The following is a 17,044-nucleotide window of genomic DNA, read 5'->3' as shown; positions in this document are numbered from 1 at the left end:
CGGGGGACAGATCGGTAGAATTCTGGGCATGACGGAGCGGCCGGTCGCATCGACTGCGCCCGAGCTCGTGCTGGAGACCGACTGGGGCTCCACGGTGATGAGTCCGGGCCGTGACTACCACGTGGGCCGCGACCCACTCAGCGACGTCGTCATCGACGACGCCCGCGTCTCCTGGCACCACGCGGTCCTGCACCCCGACGGGGACCACTGGACGATCGAGGACGAGGGCAGCACCAACGGCACCTGGACCGACGGCCTGCGCGTCCACGAGTGCGAGATCGGCCCGGGGACGGAGATCCGGTTCGGCAGCCCCGGCGACGGCCCCCGCGCCCTCCTCGTCGGCCGCACCCCGCCCGCCCCCGCCCCGGCCCGCGCCTCCGTGATCGACGCCGTGTCCCTCCCCGGCGCCACCGGCACCTTCCGGCAGCCCACCAACGTCCGGCCGCTGCCCGCCCGCACCGTGCGCATCGGCCGCGCCGAGGACAACGACCTGGTCATCGACGACCTGATCGTCTCCCGCCACCACGCCGAACTGCGCGCGCTGCCCGACGGCAGCCACGAGATCGCCGACCTCGGCAGCCACAACGGCACCTACCTCAACGGCAGCCCCGTCACCGCCGCCCCCGTCGGCCCCGGCGACGTCATCGGCATCGGACACATCGCGTACTGCCTGGTCGGCGACCTGCTCCAGGAGTACGTCGACACCGGCGAGGTGTCCCTCGACGTCCAGGACCTCACGGTCGCCGTCGACCGAGGCCGCAAGACCCTCCTCGACCACGTCTCCTTCCCGGTCGGCGAGAAGTGCCTGCTCGCCGTCGTCGGCCCGAGCGGCGCGGGGAAGTCCACCCTGCTGAACGCCCTCACCGGACAGCGCCCCGCCGACCACGGCACCGTCCTGTACGACGGCCGAGACCTGTACCGCGACTACGCCGAGCTGCGCCAGCGCATCGGCCTCGTCCCGCAGGACGACATCCTGCACGCCCAGCTCACCGTCCGCAGCGCCCTGTCCTACGCCGCCGAGCTGCGCTTCCCGCAGGACACCGCCAAGGCCGAGCGCCGGGCCCGGGTCGACGAGGTGATCCGCGAACTCGGCCTGGGACAGCGCGCCCGGCAGCCCGTGCACAGCCTCTCCGGCGGGCAGCGCAAGCGCGTCAGCGTGGCCCTGGAACTGCTCACCAAGCCCTCGCTGCTCTTCCTCGACGAGCCGACCTCCGGACTCGACCCCGGCATGGACCGCTCGGTGATGCACATGCTGCGCGGCCTCGCCGACGACGGGCGCACCGTCATCGTCGTCACCCACAGCGTTCTCAGCCTCGACGTCTGCGACCGCCTCCTGGTGCTCGCACCCGGCGGCCGGATCGCCTACTACGGCCCGCCCGAGGAGGCCCTCGGCTACTTCGGCCACGAACAGTGGCCCGAGGCCTTCGAGTCCTTCGAGCACGACCAGGGCCGCGACTGGGCCGGCGCCTATCTGGCCTCGCCCCAGCACCGCCGCTACGTCGCCGACGCCACCGCCCAGCCACGGGTGGCCCGCGAGGGCCCGGTGATCATCGCCCCGCCGCCCAGGCCGCGCAGCTGGGGCGCCCAACTGGGCACCCTGGTACGCCGGTACACCACGGCCCTGAGCGCCGACCGCACCTTCCTCGCCATCATGATCGCGCTGCCCTTCGTGATGGGGGCCATGGCACGGGCCCTCGCGGGCGGCGAACTCACCCGCGACACCGCGATGAACGCGCTGCTGATCCTCTGCGTCGGCGGCGTCCTGACCGGCGCGGCCAACGCCGTGCGCGAACTGGTCAAGGAACGGGTGATCTACCGGCGCGAGCGCGCCGTCGGCCTGTCCAGATCCGCCTATCTGATGTCCAAGGTGATCGTCCTCGGCACGATCACCGTCCTCCAGGCCGTCGTGCTCACCCTCGTCGCCCTGCTCGGCGTGGACCTCAGCGCCCCACGCGACGAAGGCGTGCTGCTGCCCCCGCTGGCCGAGATCACCATCGCGGTCGCCCTGCTGGCGTTCACCGCGATGATGCTCGGCCTGGTCGTCTCCGCGCTGGTGCGCAAGGAGGAGGTGACGATGCCGCTGCTGGTGCTGCTCGCCATCGTCCAGGTCGTCTTCTGCGGAGCCCTGCTGAAGCTGGACGGCGTCCCCGGCCTGGAACAGCTGTCCTGGCTGGTGCCCTCCCGATGGGCCCTGGGCGCGATGGCCGGCACCATCGGACTGGCCCGGATCGTGCCCGGCGACCTCACCTCCGACCCGCTGTTCCGGCACTCGGCCGGAGTGTGGCTGCTGAACATCGGCATGCTGCTGGTGCTGTCGGCGCTCTTCGGCCTCGTCGTCTCCCGGCTGCTGCGCCGGCAGGAACCCGTCGTGATGCGGAAGTAGGCGCCGATGACGACCCCCGGCTTCCTGCCCACGCATGTCGTCCCCGGCGGCGGCATGCCCGCCTGGGAGACCCCCGACCCGGCCCGGCCCACCGTGCCCCTGGACCCGCTGCTGCCCGTCCAGCTGCTGGAGCTGCGCGGCGACTGGGGGCATGTGCTGTGCGCCAACGGCTGGTCCGCCTGGGTCGACGGCCGCCTCCTGGTCGCCGTACCGCAGGACCCGCCGCCCGCCGGGCCGCCGGACGCCACCGCCGACCCGCGCCCGCTGCTCGCCCGCGCCGAGCGGACCCTCGCCCGCTACCGGGCCGCCGTCGAGGAGCGGGCCGCCGGTTCGCTGGACGGCGAGACCTTCACGGCCCGCACCCGGGGCCTGCGCCTGGGCGTCGTGGTGGACGGCGACGCGGTCTGGCTGTACGACGCCGACCACGGGCAGTGGGTGTACGGGGAGGGCGTACGCGAGGCCGTGTACACCACCGACGAGGAGCCGCGGCGGCCCGCCGCCCAGGACCCCTTCCACGCGCCGACCCAGGTCGTGACACCCGATGGCCCGTGACACCAGCCTGTTCTCCGGACGGCCCTCCGAGCTGATCGGCCGGCAGGTCGCGGGCTACCGCATCGAGCGGGAGATCGGCCGCGGCGGCATGGCCGTCGTCTACCAGGCCCGCGACCTGCGCCTGGACCGCACGGTCGCGCTGAAGCTGCTGGCCCCGGAGCTGGCCCGCAACGACACCTTCCGCCGCCGCTTCACCCATGAGTCGAGGGTGGCCGCCGCCCTCGACCACCCGCACATCGTGCCGGTCTTCGAGGCGGGCGAGACCGACGGCGTGCTGTACATCGCCATGCGCTACGTCCCCGGCAGCGATCTGCGCCATCTGCTGGACCGCCAGGGCCCCCTGCCGCTGCCGGCCGCGCTGCGCATCGCCGCCCAGGTCGCCTCGGCGCTGGACGCGGCCCATGAGCACGGGCTGGTCCACCGGGACGTCAAACCCGGCAACGTCCTCGTCGCCCGCGGCACCGACAGCGACCACCCCGAGCACGTCTACCTCACCGACTTCGGCCTGACGAAGAAGTCCCTGTCGCTGACCGGCTTCACCTCGGTAGGACAGTTCGTCGGCACCCTTGACTACGTCGCCCCGGAGCAGATCTCCGGCCGCCCGGTCGACAGCCGCTGCGACGTCTACGGTTTCGCCTGTGTGGTCTACGAGGTGCTCACCGGCCGCCCGCCGTTCCGCCGCGACGACGACATGGCCCTGCTGTGGGCCCATCAGTACGACGACCCGCCGCCGCCCAGCTCGGTCCGGCAAGGACTGCCCGCGGCGGTCGACCCGGTCCTCGCCAAGGCCCTCGCCAAGAGCCCCGACGACCGGCACGACTCCTGCCTCGCCTTCGTCGCGGACCTGCGCACCGCCACCGCCGCCGCCCGGACGGACCATCCGCCGACCCAGGTCGTCGACGCGGTCGCCGTGACGAAGCCGCCGAGACGACCCCCGGCCTGGGCCGCGCCCGTCTTCAGGCGCTAGGGACTCTAGGTCTCCAGCTCGCCCCGTCTGCGCACCCCGTGGGCCAGCAGGGCGCCCAGGAAGCCGGTCACCAGGCCCCACAGCAGGGCGAGGCCGAGAGCGGACCAGAGAACCGGGCGCAGGAAGATGTCACCGCCCAGACCGCCGCCGAGATCGCCGATGCCGAGGACCGACAGTCCGTAGTGCGCGGAGATCCGGCCCACGAGGCAGATCATGAGCACGGTGAGGGCCAGCGCGACGGCCATGTGCACCGCGTGCTGCCAGGCGCGGACCCGGGCGGGGGAGCGGGCCGCCATCACGAACGCGGCCGCCAGCAGCAGAACGGCGTCGACCGCCACCAGCCACCACACCCGGCCGTCGTACTCGGCGAGCGAGGACAGGTTGAGGTCGGTGGTCTCCTCGCCGCGCAGCACCTGGTCCAGCACATGCGGCATCGGCAGCCCGAACGGGCCGTCCACCTTGCCCTCCCAGGTGGCGCCCAGCCCGAGGGTCAGACACAGCCACATCAGGTTCGGCAGCCCGAGAAGGATCACCGCGAAGGTCTCGGCGGCGTTCCCGCGGGTGGCCGCCACCACCAGGGCGATGACCAGACCGAGACCGACGTACGCCAGGAGCAGCAGGACCATGGCGTGGGCCGCCGGGCGCACGGACGTCTGGAAGCGCAGCAGCCGGCCCGGCAGCGGGGCCCCGCGCGCGACCAGCAGCGCGAGAAGGAGTACACCGGCCAGCCACAGCAGGCCGAAGAACAGGGTCGGCGGCAGGTCGGTCTCGAAGCCCACCTCGGGCGAGATGCCGAAGACGTCGCCGAGGTCGGCCACCGCCGAGTCCCCGAGCGGGATCGAGAAGGTCTGGCGGGCGCCGAGGGACAGGCCGAGCAGCGCGGCCAGCCACAGCACGGCGACCCGGGCGGCCCAGCCGGCCAGCTCGGGCGCTCCCGCCACGGCCCGGTGGCGCAGCGGACGCAGAAAGCCCGCGGCGAGCACCAGGGCGCCCACCAGGGTGACGGACAGCGGGACCACGGTCAGCCCGGCCGAGGACTCGGCCAGCCCGCCCGCGTTCCCGGACAGTTCGATGGTGCCGCCGACGGCCGTGACGACGGTGGCCGCGGTCACCCGGGGGAAGGCCCCGTCGGGCAGATCGGCGGCACCGGCCGCCCACAGCCCCAGGGCGGCGACGATTCCCATGGCGAGCACGGCGGCCAGTACCGCCGCGCCGGCCTGCACCCAGCCGTGGCGGGCGACTGCCTGGTCGGAAGGGGTGTGCGGGCTCACCCTTGCCACGCTAAGCAGCCCGCGCCCGGCCCGCCCGCCGGGAAGGGCCGTCCGCGTCCGCTTGCGAGCCGAACGGCACCGGCACAGACAATGAGGTCTGCACACCGAAATGGGTGGAAAGCGGTACAAGGCGGTGGCGTGCTTCGCGGTCGCCGTCGGGAAGAAGGCCCCGTGAGTGTCGAACCGCCGTCGAACGGCCGCCCCACGGGCCCGCCCTCCGGCCCGCTCTCCGGCCCCAACCGGCCGCCCTCCGGCCACGGCGGGCCGCCGTCGTCCGGGCCGCCCTCCCAGCCGCCCTCGGGCCCTCCCTCGGGTCCCGGGGAGCCGCCGTCCGGTCCGCCCTCCGAGCCCTCCGGCGGTACCCCACCCGGACCGCAGCCGCCGTGGTGGCGGTCCGTGCCCCGGGTCGCGGCGCTCGCGGCCGTGGTGGTCGCCGCCGTGTTCGTGACGGTGGTGCTCACCCGCCCCGACGGCGGCTCCTCCGCCGGCTCCGGCGGCGAGGTCTTCCTCCAGGCCGCCGGCACCTCCGGCCCCGACCCGTTCACCGAATCCACCGCGACCGACAGCACCGCGCCCACGGCCACCCCCTCCCCGGCCCCCGACGCGACACCCTCCCGCGCGGTGCGCGGCGTCGACGGCGGCGCGCCCGGCCTGTACGGCGGCACCCGCAACGTCTCCACCTGCGACGTGGAGAAGCAGGTCAAGGCGCTGCAGGCCGCCCCGGCCAAGAACAAGGCCTTCGCCTCCGTCGCCGACGTACAGCCCGACGGCGTCCCCGGCTATCTGCGCTCGCTGACCCCCGTACAGCTGCGCATGGACACCCGGGTCACCAACCACGGCTTCCGCGACGGCGCCGCCACGCCCTACCAGGCCGTGCTCCAGACCGGCACCGCCGTCCTCGTCGACGACCGCGGCGTGCCCCGGGTCCGCTGCGCCTGCGGCAACCCGCTGACCCCGCCCGTCGCGCAGCAGGTCGCCCCGCGGAGCACAGGCGAACCCTGGCCCGGGTACCAGCCCACGAAGGTGGTCGTGGTGACCCCCGCGCCGGTCGTGATCAACGTGTTCGTGCTCTACGACCCCGACAACGACGAGTGGATCCACCGCGAGCAGGGCGACACCGGCGGTCACGACGAGCCGACCTCCCCGCCCACCACCACCGCCCCGCCGACCACCACCGCGCCGACGTCGCCGTCCCCGAGCTCACCGTCCCCGAGCTCACCGTCCCCGAGCTCGCCGTCCCCCTCCACCGAGAGCCCGAGTCCGCCGACCACTCCGACCACGCCGAGCACGGAGCCCTCGTCGCCGGAGCCGCAGTCCGAGCCCGCCCCGCCGGACACGCAGACCTCCGAGGCGACCGTCACCGCGGAGAGCGGGTCCTCACCGGTGGAGCAGTCGTGACCCGGCGCCGGGACTGGCGCGCCGTTCACTGGGTACGAGCTTCTGTACGGCAGCGATCTGCCGCGCGGCCTCGGAAAGAGAAACGGATGATCGAACACCGGGACGACACAGCGACGCCCACCACCTTCGACGTGCCGGTCGAACCCCTGCGCCGGACGACCCACTACACCGGCGAGCCGGGATGCATAGCCGAGGCGCGGGCCTTCGCCGCGCGCTTCGTCGAACGGCTCAGGACCGAGTGGTGCGCGGCGATCGACGAACGCGCCGAGGGCGCCGTCCTCCTCGTCGTCAGCGAGCTGGTCACCAACGCGGACCGGCACAGCAACGGCCCGTACATCCTGGAACTGGTGGGCACCGACGACGCCGTGACGGTGTGTGTCACCGACAGCAGCGCCGCCCTGCCGCTGCGCTTCCCCCGCGACCCCGGCAGGATCGGCCGGCACGGCCTGGAGATCGTGCACGCCCTCGCGGCCGAGGTCACCGCCGAACGCGTCCCCGTCGGCAAGCGGGTACGGGCCACGCTGGACCTCGCCGGCGACCGGGCGACGGCTCCCGGCTGACCGGACCCCGGCCGCCGAATCCCCGGCTCCGGTTCCACCCAGGGCGCAACGCCGCACCCTTCCCCGCGCGCCCAGGACTCCTAGGCTGGGAAGGTGACCAAGCGAGCGCCGAACGAAGCCCGAGTCATCCCGCTGCGGCCCGCCGCCGAGCCCGCGCCCAGAGAACCCCTGTGGCGCGACCTGGTCGGAGACGTGCTGCGCCGGGAACGCCTCGCCCAGGAACGCACCCTCAAGGACGTGGCCGAGGCCGCCCGGATCTCCATGCCCTACCTCTCCGAGGTGGAGCGCGGCCGCAAGGAGGCCTCCTCCGAGGTCCTCGCGGCCGCCGCGCACGCCCTGGGGCTCGGCCTCGGCGACCTGCTGGACCGGACCCAGGGCGAGCTGATCCGCCTGGCCGACCGCCGCGGCCCCGTCCGCGGACGCGGCGCCGCCCCCGCGTCCTCGTCCCACAACGGGCTGTGCCTGGTCGCCTGACGCCGGCTCAGACGCGGACGAGGCGCCGGCCGAGCACCTCGTCCGCGAGACCGTACGCCACGGCCTCCTCGGCGGTGAACACCTTGTCGCGGTCCATGTCCGCGCGCAGGGTGGCGAGTTCGTGCCGGGTGTGCCGGGCGAGCACCTCCTCCACCTGGGCGCGGATCCGCACCATCTCCTTGGCCTGGAGGGCGAGATCGGACACCGTGCCCTGGCGGCCGCCGGAGGCGGGCTGGCCGAGCAGCACCCGCGAATGCTCCAGCACGAACCGGCGTCCCGGGTCCCCGCCCGCCAGCAGCACCGCCGCGGTGGAGGCCGCCTGCCCCACGCAGAAGGTGGAGATGGGCGCCGACACGAACGTCATGGTGTCGTAGATCGCCATCAGCGAGGTGAACGAGCCGCCGGGCGAGTTGATGTAGATCGCGATCTCGTTCTCGGGTGCCGCCGACTCCAGATGGAGGAGTTGGGCGATGACGACATTGGCGACACCGTCGTCGATCTCGGTGCCGAGAAAGATGATCCGCTCGTTCAGCAGCCGACTGAACACGTCGAAGGACCGCTCGCCCTGCGGGGTGCGCTCGATGACGTTCGGAATCGTGTAGCCGCCCATGGTCACAGTCCCATCCGTCGCTTCGTCGCGGTCGGCCGCACATCGGCGAACGACTCCACCACCTGGTCCACCAGTCCGTACTCCCGGGCCTCCTCGGCCGTGAACCAGCGGTCGCGGTCACCGTCCCGGGAGATCGTCTCCGGGCTCTGCCCGGTGTGCTCGGCGGTGATCCGCTCGATCGTCCGCTTGGTGTACTCCAGGTTGTCCGCCTGGATCTCGATGTCCGCGGTGGTGCCGCCGATGCCCGCCGACGGCTGGTGCATCATGATCCGCGCGTTGGGCAGCGCGTACCGCTTTCCGGCCGTGCCCACGCCGAGCAGGAACTGGCCCATGCTGGCGGCGAAGCCCATCGCGAGCGTGGAGACGTCGTTGGGGATCAGCCGCATGGTGTCGTAGATGGCGAGGCCCGCGTGCACCGAGCCCCCGGGGCTGTTCACGAACAGGCTGATGTCGGTGTGCGGGTCCTCCGCCGACAGGATCAGCAACTGGGCGCACACCCGGTTGGCCGACACCTCGTCGACCTGGGTGCCCAGCAGCACGATCCGCTGCCCGAGCAGCTGTGCGGCGAGATGGTCGTCGAACCGGGTGGGCGCTGTGTCGCCCTCCTCGGCCCGCGGGGCGAGCATGGTGAACGGAGTCATCGGTCCTCCTCGTGCGGTCGTGGACGCCGTCGTCTCCACTGTTGCCCCACCACCGCGCCCACCGGCGGTTTCTCTGCCCGCGGCAGATCTGCCGAGGGCAGAGCGCGGACCTTCCCCGGGCGCGAGGGGGACTTCTCGCGCGAGGAGCGATGAGTTCCGCGCGCCGCCCCGGTCTCTACTCGCGACCGGGTTTCCCACCCCAGGAGGACGACATGACCGCCGACGGTTTCACCACGTGCCTGTGGTTCGACGACCAGGCCGAGGAGGCCGCGCAGTACTACGTCTCGATCTTCAAGAACTCCAGCGTCGACAGCGTCTCCCACTACCCCGAGGGCTCCATGCGCCCCGCCGGTACCGTCCTGACGGTCGAGTTCACGGCCAACGGCCACAAGTTCTGCGCCCTCAACGGCGGCCCGGAGTTCAAGTTCAACGAGGCGATCTCCTTCCAGATCTTCTGCTCGGACCAGGCGGAGATCGACCACTACTGGACGAAGCTCACCGAGAACGGCGGCGAGGAGGGCCCCTGCGGCTGGCTCAAGGACCGCTTCGGCGTCTCCTGGCAGGTCGTCCCGGACCGGCTCGCCGAGTGGACGACCGACGCGGACCCGCAGAAGGCGTCCCGGGCCACCCAGGCCATGCTGAGCATGAAGAAGCTCGACATCGCCGCCCTGGAGAAGGCGCACGCGGGCGAGTGAGCGCCGGTCAGGGTCCGGTGCGCTCCGCGACCGCCCGGGTGATCTCCCGGGCGAGCCGCAGGATGCCGGGGGAGCGCACCGGGCACGGCTTCGGCGTACTCGTCGTGGGGGCCAGACAGAAATGCAGATAGTCGTCGTCGCGGTGCAGAGCGGTGCGGCCCCGCCCCGGCTCGGTGCAGTAGCCGGGGTGCGCGCGCTCGTACCTCGTGCAGGGCAGATGCTGGGTCCATGTGTAGCGGTCCGCAGCGGGGCTGACCGCGCGGCCCGCGTCGGCCACGGCGTCCTTCGCGGCCGCGGCCTGCTCCTCGTACACCTGGTTCACCAGCCGCACCCGCTCAGGGGTCATCGGGTCCGGGCCCTGGAGCACCCACACGATCGCCGGCCGCCGGGCGCCGCCCGCCCTCGCGATCTGCTCGGTCAGCCGCCGGGCGTCGGCGGTGTACCGCTCCAGATAGCGCTCGCGCGACTCGGCGTAGGTGATGCCGTCCATGCAGGGCGTGTAGCCCCAGGAGTTCCCCCAGAACTGGAGCACCACGACGTCCGGGCGCAGTCCGCGCACCAGTGCCGCCGCCTTGTCCGTGTCCGGCACCAGCGACCGATCGCCCGTGCCCTCCAGGTAGTCGCACAGCGTGGTGCCCGAGTAGGGGGCACTCGTGTACCGGGCGCGCAGGTCGCGGCGCAGCTCCTGGCCGAGGACGTTCTGGTTCTCCATGGCCAGGGAGTCCCCGAGATACAGCACGACCGGAGCCGTCGCGGGCGAGGGCGCGGCCGTGGGGGAGGCGGCGGCCCGCTGATGGGTGGTCTCCGGCAGGGGAGCGGCCACGTCCCGCCCGGACGCCGGGTCGCCGCACCCGGCGAGCAGCAGCGCACCGGTCAGCAGTGCTCCCACGAACCACGGTCTGCGCATTCGCCAACTCCCGCCCCGGACAGAGGAGTTCCTCAGGCAAGCACAACTCGCGCGGGGGCGGTAGTCACCCCTCTGACAAGGGAGGCGTCCGGTGCGGCGCAACTGTGTGTGGTCTCTTGGCGCGGAGTTGGGGTGCGCGTCACACGCCGTCCCTACGGTGCGCGGCATGAGAAAGCCTTATCTCCTGCTCGGCGCCGCCGTCCTCACGCTCGCCCTGGCCTCGCCGGCCACGGCCGGGAACCCGCCCCGCCAGGGGGACTTCGGCCGTGCCACGCTCACCGGATTCGCGTCCCTGCCCGCCGAGACCTTCGTACCGGACAGCGAACCGTCCGGCGCGTTCATCGGCGCGGGCCCGTTCAACGGCATCACCGCCCCGTTCGCCGGCCAGCCGGTGCAGGGCTTCAGCGGCATCGTGAACCGGCACGACGGCACCTTCGACGTGCTCTCCGACAACGGCTACGGCGCCAAGGCCAACAGCGCCGACTTCCTGCTGCGCGTGCACCGCATCGCCCCCGACACCAGGACCGGCGAGATCCGCGTGCTCGGCGGCTTCGGCCTCAGCGACCCCGACGGGCTGGTGCCCTTCCCGCTCACCCGCGCCGACCGCCGGCTGACAGGGGCCGACTTCGACGTCGAGTCGATCGTGCGGTCGGCCGACGGCACCTACTGGATGGGCGACGAGTTCGGCCCGTACCTGCTGCACTTCTCCGCCCGCGGCCGGCTGCTCCGGGCGCCGGTCGCGCTGGACGGCGTCCGGGCGCCGGAGACCGCCGCCCGAACCGGGGAGCAGGCCACCATCGGCTCCAGCAAGGGCTTCGAGGGGCTGGTCCGGTCCGTCGACGGCCGGCGCCTGTACCCGCTGCTGGAGGGCTCGGTCACCGGCGACACGCCCGGTGACCTGCGCTTCAGCGAGTTCGACCTGCGCCGCGGCGCCTACACCGGCAAGCGGTTCGTCTACCGTCTGGAGTCGCCGGCCCACGCCATCGGCGACGCCGTCGCGGTCGACCGCCACCGCTTCCTCGTCATCGAGCGCGACGGCGGCCAGGGCGACGCCGCCAGGTTCAAGCGGATCTACCTGGCCGACACCCGCGACCGCGACGAGGACGGCGTGCTCGACAAGAACCTGGTGGCCGACCTGCTGGACATCGCCGACCCCAAGGGCGTCGGCGGCTTCGGGGAGACCTTCCGGTTCCCCTTCACCACCATCGAGGACGTCGTCCTGCTCGACGACCGCACCCTGGCCGTGCTGAACGACAACAACTTCCCCTTCTCGTCGGGCCGTACGCCCGGCGAGGCGGACGACAACGAGTTCATCACCGTCCGTCTCGCCGAGCGACTGCACGCCGACCCGCGCGCCTTCCGTCAGCCCTCGTGCGTCAGACCCGGTCCGCCGCGATGAGCAGGTACTGGAAGCTGCCGTTGCGGTAGGCGTCGAGGAACGTGTCCTCGATCCCGGTGACCAGGTGGTCGGCCTGGCGGCGCAACTCCCAGTAGGGGATGGCCGCTTCCGTCAGGTCGGCCACATGCACCGGCACCAGCCGGTTGCGGGCCATCGCCCGGAAGTACTCCGAGCGCGGATGGATGTCGCAGATGTAGTGGGCGTTGATCAGCGACACCTCGCGCGAGGCGCGGCCGTAGGTGTCGTTGTAGCAGCCGGTGATCGTCACATAGCGCCCGCCGCGGCGCAGCAGCCGGGAGTGCTCGGCGAACAGCAGGTCCAGCTCGACGTACATGGTCGACTCGTTGTTCCAGGACGCCGCGTACGCGCCGGTCTCGAAGCCGGTGTCGAGCATGTTGCGGTGGTGGTAGCGCACCTTGTCGTCGATGCCGCGTTTGCGGGCCTGCGCGCCCGCGAACTCCGCCTGCTTGGCGGAGATGGTCACGCCGTCGGCGTGGCAGCCGTACCGCAGATGCGCCGTCACGCTGCCGCCGCCGCGCCCGCAGCCCGCGTCGAACACCCGGTCCTGCGGGGTGAGCCGGCCCAGATACCCGGCGAGCAGTTCCGCCTGGGCGTGTTCGAGCCGGTGCAGCTCGGCGGTGAGACGCTCCCTGCGCAGTTCGGGGTCGTCCTCCTGGAGCACGGTCCAGTCGGCCTCCCCGATGCCGTAGTGGTGGTGGTACAGGTCGTCGACCCGCCCGAGTTCGAGGTTGACCGGATTCTCCTCGGCGTTCCAGTAGTCCGCGACGCGGTTCTGGTACGTGGACTGGGTGGGCAGCGTCGCGGTGTGGGTGTCGGGGGCGAAGGTCAACGGAGCTCCTTGTTCTTCGGACATATGACGGTGGATCGGAGCCGGCTCTGCGGAGGGCCGGGTCACCAGTAGTCGGGCAGGTGGTAGCGGTGGCTGTTGGTGGCGTGCCACTCGTGGTTGCCGGCCACCCAGTCCGACAGCCCCTGGGCGTAGCGGGCGACGAGGGGTGAACCGGCCGACAGCAGCGCGGACTCGGTCTCGAAGGACTCCATGACCCGGTTGTGGATCTCCACGCTGCGGAGGTAGGCGGCCTTCAGCCCGCACCGCTCGTTGGCGGCGACCACCACGGGCAGGTTGAGGTGCGCCGGATCGCCCAGCTCCTTGGTGAAGGAGTACAGGTCGTTCACGATCGTGGTGGCGTTGCAGGCCAGCGCCGTGATGCGCTGGACCTCGGGCCGCGAGTACAGCGCCTCGGGCAGCTCGTAGCCGTCGACGGCGTCCACGATCGACAGACAGGGGCGGAAGCTGTTGAACTGGCGCATCACCAGGTACTCCCAGACCCGCGGCCGGTACCCGGTCTCCGCCCAGCCGGCCTCGCCGAGATAGCCCAGATGCAGCCGGGCCATGTCGTGCACATAGCGGGTGGCCTGGCTGGGCGTGGCGAGCGCGGCGAAGTCCTTCATGGCCCAGAAGTACGACCGCAGCGGCCCGTCGGCGTGCATGCCCTGCCGCCACGCCTCCTCGAGCTCCGGCGTGCCGTGGTACGGGTCGAGCGCGGACTGCGCCAGCACCAGCCGGCCGCCCAGGCCCCGGTGGGAGGCGCCCCGCCCCTCGTCCTCCTCGCAGTAGCAGCTGTCGACGAGGTTCTCGGCCAGCAGCAGCTTCCCGGCGGCCGTGAGCCGGTCCAGATCGGCGGCGCCCGGATGCTGGAGCACCACGGCCCGGCCGAACTGGAAGCCGGAGAAGTCCCCCGACCAGGTCTCCGGGAACAGGTCCAGCCCGCGCGCCCAGTCCTCCAGCCTGCGGTCCACCTCGCTCGCCCGGCCGGCGTCGGCGGGGGCGACCGGACGGTGCCGGAGCCCGGGGACGGCTCCGGTGCGCCGGGTGCGCAGACCGGCGGCGGCACTCGGCGGGCCGGGCAGGGGGAACGCGGTGCGCCCGGGGGCGGGGTCGGGTGGCGGGGGTGGCTCGGGGGCGGTCGCGCCGGGAGCCGGTGGGTCCGGCGGGACGAGGGGGGTGGGGGAGGGCCAGTGCGGGCGCAGCGCCGCGGCGATGTCCGGGGGACCGGGCAGCGGAAGACGGATCGGTGCCGGCGGTTCGGGAGGTGCCGCGGGGATCGGGTCCGCCGGTTCGGGCAGAGGGACCGGTGCCGTCGCCGGTGATGTTGCCGGTGGTTCGGGCAGCGGGGAGCGGGCCGGTTCGGGCACCGGCGGCAGGGCGGGTTCCGGTGGGGCGGGCCGCTCCGGTACGCCGGCCCCGGCGCGGCGGGCGCGCAGTTCGGCGGCGAGGTTCGGCGGGCCGGGCAGCGGGCGCGGGGCGGCGGGCTCCGGCGGGCTCACGGGCGGTGCGCCGGACGCCGCCGGGGTCCGCGGCTGCGGGGCGGGCGTGGGGGGTCCGGGCAGCGCGGGCGCTGCCGGGGGCGGTGCGGACGTGGTCATGTGTGCGTGCTCCACGCGGTCAGTCGGCGGTCCGGCCGATCTGGACGTTCTCCAGGGCTCCGGCCGCGTCGGGGACGAGGATGGCGAGCGAGTAGTAGGCGGTCACGAGGTAGTTGAGGATCGCGGCGGTGTCGATGCCCATGAACCGCACGTTCAGGCCCGGCTGGAACTCCTCCGGGATGCCCGTCCGGTACAGACCGACCACGCCCTGGTCGGACTCGCCCGTGCGCAGCGCGAGGATGCTGGTGGTGTGCTGCGGGGTGACCGGGATCTTGCCGCAGGGGAAGACGGGCACCCCGCGCCAGGCGGGCACCTCGTGTCCGTTCACGGTGGCCGTGCCCGGCACCAGACCGCGCCGGTTGCACTGCCGGAAGAACGCCGCGATGGCCTTCGGGTGGGCGAGGAACAGCTTCGTCCCGCGCCGCATGGAGAGCAGTTCGTCCATGTCGTCCGGCGTGGGCGGTCCGGTGTGCGTGCTGATGCGCTGTCCGTGGTCGACGTTGTGCAGCAGCCCGAACTCCCGGTTGTTCACCAGCTCCCACTCCTGGCGTTCGCGGATCTCCTCGATGGCCAGGCGGAGTTGCTGCTGGGTCTGGTCCATCGGCTCGTTGTAGAGGTCGGCGACCCTGGTGTGCACCCGCAGCACGGTCTGGGCCAGCGACAACTCGTATTCGCGCGGGGTGAGTTCGTAGTCGACGAAGCCGCCCGGCAGCGTGGGCTCACCGCTGTGGCCGGCCTGCACCGGCACCTCGGCCTCACCCTTGCGGTTCACCGGCAGCCGCTGCCGTTCGCCGTACGCCGTGAGGTGCGCGGCCAGCGAGGGGACCCGGTCGGTGAACTCGCGGACCACCTCCCAGGGCAGCACCAGCACCGTGCCGGCCGTGTCGGCGCGCACGGAGGTCGGCCAGAGCGGGTCCGGCCGGCCGATCGCCTCGTCGCCGAGCGGGTCGCCGTCGGTGACGGTGCCGACGATCTGCTCCTCGCCGTACTCGCCTGCCGTGTAGCGGGTGAAGCGGCCGTGCACGACGAGGTAGTTCTCGGTGACCGGCTGCCCCGCCTCGTACAGGACCTGTCCGGCGCGCACCTCGCGCACCCGGAAGCGGCCGGCGATCTCCCCGAGGACGCCGAGATCGTCGTAGCCGCGCAGGGCGGGCAGTTCGGTGAGGGTCCCCGGGACGACCCGGATGTCGTCGGCGCCGTTGTGCTCGAAGTGCACCCGGCCCCCGCCGGGGCGCAGGCTGAGCCGCCGGTTGACGCGGTAGGCGCCGCCCCTGACGTCGACCCAGGGCAGGGCCTTCAGCAGCCATCGGGAGGAGATGCCCCGCATCTGGGGCACGGACTTGGTGGTGGTCGCGAGATTGCGTGCGGCCTGGGTGCCGAGACTGGTGAGCTGACCGTCGGATGCGGGGGCCGGGCCGTCGGTGACGGGCTCGGCGGTGCTGTCCGGCGTGGACACATTCCCTCCCGGGAGATGAACGGGCACTTGATCGTCGGTGGGCGAGCCGGTCAGGCTCGGGGCAACTAGCGAAACAGGAGTGACACGAGGCGGGTACGGCGCGAAAGGGGCGGCTTCGCGCGTCTGCGGTGGCAAACATTCCGGTTGAGGCGGACGGCGCCGGGCGCCCGTGCCGCACGCCGCCCCACGCGCCCCGCGCCCCAGGGGGCGCGCGCTCCCGAGTGGATCACCCTCCGTGATCCACTCGGGCCGCCGCACCCTCCCGCCGCGCCAGGGCACGCGCTTCCCGGACCGGCGCGGCGCACCGTTCGGGCCCGCCCGCTCCCGGCCTGTACGGGAACGGCACGTTCGGCGCGCGGCCGGGGCGCGGGATGGATAGCGTGACCTTCCGGACATGTCCCCGAATCCGAGAGGGCCGATCATGGCCGCACGACCTGAGGGAACCCCCTGCTGGGTGGACGCGATGTTCACCGATCTGGAAGGGGCCAAGAGCTTCTACGGTGACGTCCTCGGCTGGACCTTCGGCGAGTCCTCGTCGGAGTACGGCAACTACACCCAGGCCTACGCCGACGGCAAGGCGGTCGCGGCCGTCGTGCCGCCGATGCCGGGGCAGGAGGGCGTCTCGCAGTGGTGCCTCTACATCGCCTCGCCGGACGCGGCGGCGACCGCGACGAGGATCCGCGACAACGGCGGTGAGGTGCTGATGGAGCCGATGCAGGTCGGCGACTTCGGCACCATGTGCCTGGCGCGCGACCCGAGCGGCGTCGTCTTCGGCGTGTGGCAGGCCGGCGCGCACGAAGGCTTCGAGGCCCCGCCGGAGCAGGCCGGCGCGTTCTGCTGGGCCGAGGTGTTCACTCGTGAACCGGAGAAGTCCGACACCTTCCTGCCGGCCGTGTTCGGCTACAGCTCGAAGCAGCTGCAGGACGACAACGTCGACTTCCGCCTGTACGACCTCGGCGAGGACACCGTGCTCGGCCGGATGCGGATGACGGAGGAGTTCCCGCCCGAGGTGCCGCCGTACGTCAACGTCTACTTCTCGGTGCCCGACTGTGACGCGGCGGTGGCGAAGGCCACCGAGCGCGGAGGTGTGCTGCGCTTCGGACCGATGAACTCGCCGTTCGGCAGGTTCGCCGCGATCAGCGATCCGCAGGGCGCCAACTTCTCGGTGATCGACCTCACGACGACCGAGGGCGAGATGCCGAAGAGCACCGAGGTCTGAGGCGGAGCGCCTGGGACGGGGCTCCCCCGAGACAGGGCGTCCGCGGCAGGGCGCCCGAGGCACG

Annotated in this window: 16 protein-coding genes; 9 read left to right on the top strand and 7 right to left on the bottom strand. The window is 72.8% G+C overall.

Going from position 1 to position 17,044, the window contains the following annotated elements:
* Positions 1-28: 28 nt before the first annotated feature.
* Genes ACZ6SQ_RS24520 through ACZ6SQ_RS24510 form a run of 3 tightly spaced genes read left to right on the top strand, consistent with a single transcriptional unit; the run spans position 29 to position 3,902 of the window.
* Positions 29-2,383: an ABC transporter ATP-binding protein/permease gene (locus tag ACZ6SQ_RS24520; protein WP_469565575.1), complete on the top strand. Its 2,355-nt coding sequence runs from the start codon at positions 29-31 to the stop codon at positions 2,381-2,383.
* A gap of 6 nt (positions 2,384-2,389) precedes the next feature.
* Positions 2,390-2,935, top strand: a complete 546-nt coding sequence (locus tag ACZ6SQ_RS24515) for a hypothetical protein (protein ID WP_469565573.1) — start codon at positions 2,390-2,392, stop codon at positions 2,933-2,935.
* Positions 2,925-3,902: a serine/threonine-protein kinase gene (locus ACZ6SQ_RS24510; RefSeq protein ID WP_469565571.1), complete on the top strand. Its 978-nt coding sequence runs from the start codon at positions 2,925-2,927 to the stop codon at positions 3,900-3,902. Before ACZ6SQ_RS24515 ends, ACZ6SQ_RS24510 begins: the two co-directional genes overlap by 11 nt.
* A 5-nt stretch (positions 3,903-3,907) precedes the next feature.
* On the opposite strand, the gene ACZ6SQ_RS24505 is transcribed toward ACZ6SQ_RS24510, so the two are convergent.
* On the bottom strand, positions 3,908-5,173 hold the full coding sequence (locus tag ACZ6SQ_RS24505) for a streptophobe family protein (RefSeq protein ID WP_469565569.1): 1,266 nt from the start codon (positions 5,171-5,173) through the stop codon (positions 3,908-3,910).
* A gap of 171 nt (positions 5,174-5,344) precedes the next feature.
* Here ACZ6SQ_RS24505 and ACZ6SQ_RS24500 point away from each other — a divergent pair, with 171 nt between their 5' ends.
* The 3 genes from ACZ6SQ_RS24500 (at position 5,345) to ACZ6SQ_RS24490 (ending at position 7,605) form a co-directional block, all read left to right on the top strand.
* Entirely contained in the window at positions 5,345-6,571 is a 1,227-nt protein-coding gene (locus ACZ6SQ_RS24500) for a DUF6777 domain-containing protein (protein WP_469565567.1), read from the top strand.
* An 86-nt stretch (positions 6,572-6,657) separates the two neighbouring features.
* Positions 6,658-7,131 (top strand): ATP-binding protein, encoded by a 474-nt coding sequence (locus ACZ6SQ_RS24495; protein WP_469565565.1) that lies wholly within the window; start codon positions 6,658-6,660, stop codon positions 7,129-7,131.
* A gap of 93 nt (positions 7,132-7,224) precedes the next feature.
* Complete coding sequence (locus ACZ6SQ_RS24490; protein WP_469565563.1) at positions 7,225-7,605, top strand: helix-turn-helix domain-containing protein; 381 nt, start codon at positions 7,225-7,227, stop codon at positions 7,603-7,605.
* A gap of 7 nt (positions 7,606-7,612) precedes the next feature.
* Here the strand turns inward: ACZ6SQ_RS24490 and ACZ6SQ_RS24485 are convergent, their stop codons facing one another.
* Both ACZ6SQ_RS24485 and ACZ6SQ_RS24480 read right to left on the bottom strand, forming a co-directional pair.
* Positions 7,613-8,215, bottom strand: a complete 603-nt coding sequence (locus ACZ6SQ_RS24485) for a ClpP family protease (RefSeq protein WP_386379940.1) — start codon at positions 8,213-8,215, stop codon at positions 7,613-7,615.
* 2 nt (positions 8,216-8,217) lie between these two features.
* Positions 8,218-8,856, bottom strand: coding sequence for an ATP-dependent Clp protease proteolytic subunit (locus ACZ6SQ_RS24480; RefSeq protein WP_469565560.1), 639 nt, complete (start codon positions 8,854-8,856; stop codon positions 8,218-8,220).
* A 212-nt stretch (positions 8,857-9,068) separates the two neighbouring features.
* On the opposite strand from ACZ6SQ_RS24480, the gene ACZ6SQ_RS24475 reads away from it, so the two are divergent.
* The gene (locus tag ACZ6SQ_RS24475; protein ID WP_469565558.1) at positions 9,069-9,551 is read left to right on the top strand and encodes a VOC family protein; all 483 of its coding nucleotides are present in this window, start codon (positions 9,069-9,071) and stop codon (positions 9,549-9,551) included.
* Between the two features lie 7 nt (positions 9,552-9,558).
* Here ACZ6SQ_RS24475 and ACZ6SQ_RS24470 read toward each other — a convergent pair whose 3' ends face one another.
* Positions 9,559-10,458, bottom strand: a complete 900-nt coding sequence (locus tag ACZ6SQ_RS24470) for an SGNH/GDSL hydrolase family protein (RefSeq protein ID WP_469565556.1) — start codon at positions 10,456-10,458, stop codon at positions 9,559-9,561.
* Positions 10,459-10,624: 166 nt separating this feature from the next.
* Here ACZ6SQ_RS24470 and ACZ6SQ_RS24465 point away from each other — a divergent pair, with 166 nt between their 5' ends.
* Positions 10,625-11,857, top strand: a complete 1,233-nt coding sequence (locus tag ACZ6SQ_RS24465) for an esterase-like activity of phytase family protein (protein WP_469565554.1) — start codon at positions 10,625-10,627, stop codon at positions 11,855-11,857.
* Here the strand turns inward: ACZ6SQ_RS24465 and ACZ6SQ_RS24460 are convergent.
* From ACZ6SQ_RS24460 to ACZ6SQ_RS24450, 3 genes are all read right to left on the bottom strand, one after another.
* Positions 11,835-12,707, bottom strand: a complete 873-nt coding sequence (locus tag ACZ6SQ_RS24460; RefSeq protein WP_386379935.1) for a geranyl diphosphate 2-C-methyltransferase — start codon at positions 12,705-12,707, stop codon at positions 11,835-11,837. The two genes, ACZ6SQ_RS24465 and ACZ6SQ_RS24460, sit on opposite strands and share 23 nt — an antisense overlap.
* Before the next feature lie 62 nt (positions 12,708-12,769).
* Complete coding sequence (locus ACZ6SQ_RS24455; protein ID WP_469565805.1) at positions 12,770-13,789, bottom strand: family 2 encapsulin nanocompartment cargo protein terpene cyclase; 1,020 nt, start codon at positions 13,787-13,789, stop codon at positions 12,770-12,772.
* Between the two features lie 535 nt (positions 13,790-14,324).
* The gene (locus ACZ6SQ_RS24450; RefSeq protein WP_469565551.1) at positions 14,325-15,761 is read right to left on the bottom strand and encodes a family 2B encapsulin nanocompartment shell protein; all 1,437 of its coding nucleotides are present in this window, start codon (positions 15,759-15,761) and stop codon (positions 14,325-14,327) included.
* A 421-nt stretch (positions 15,762-16,182) separates the two neighbouring features.
* Here ACZ6SQ_RS24450 and ACZ6SQ_RS24445 point away from each other — a divergent pair, with 421 nt between their 5' ends.
* A complete protein-coding gene (locus ACZ6SQ_RS24445; RefSeq protein WP_469565548.1) occupies positions 16,183-16,980 on the top strand; it encodes a VOC family protein in 798 nt (265 codons plus the stop codon).
* The last annotated feature ends 64 nt before the right edge of the window (positions 16,981-17,044 follow it).

This window comes from Streptomyces sp. NPDC048600 (assembly GCF_055587025.1).
Note: the sequence above shows the minus strand (reverse complement) of the source record. Positions and strands in the feature narration are given on the sequence as shown.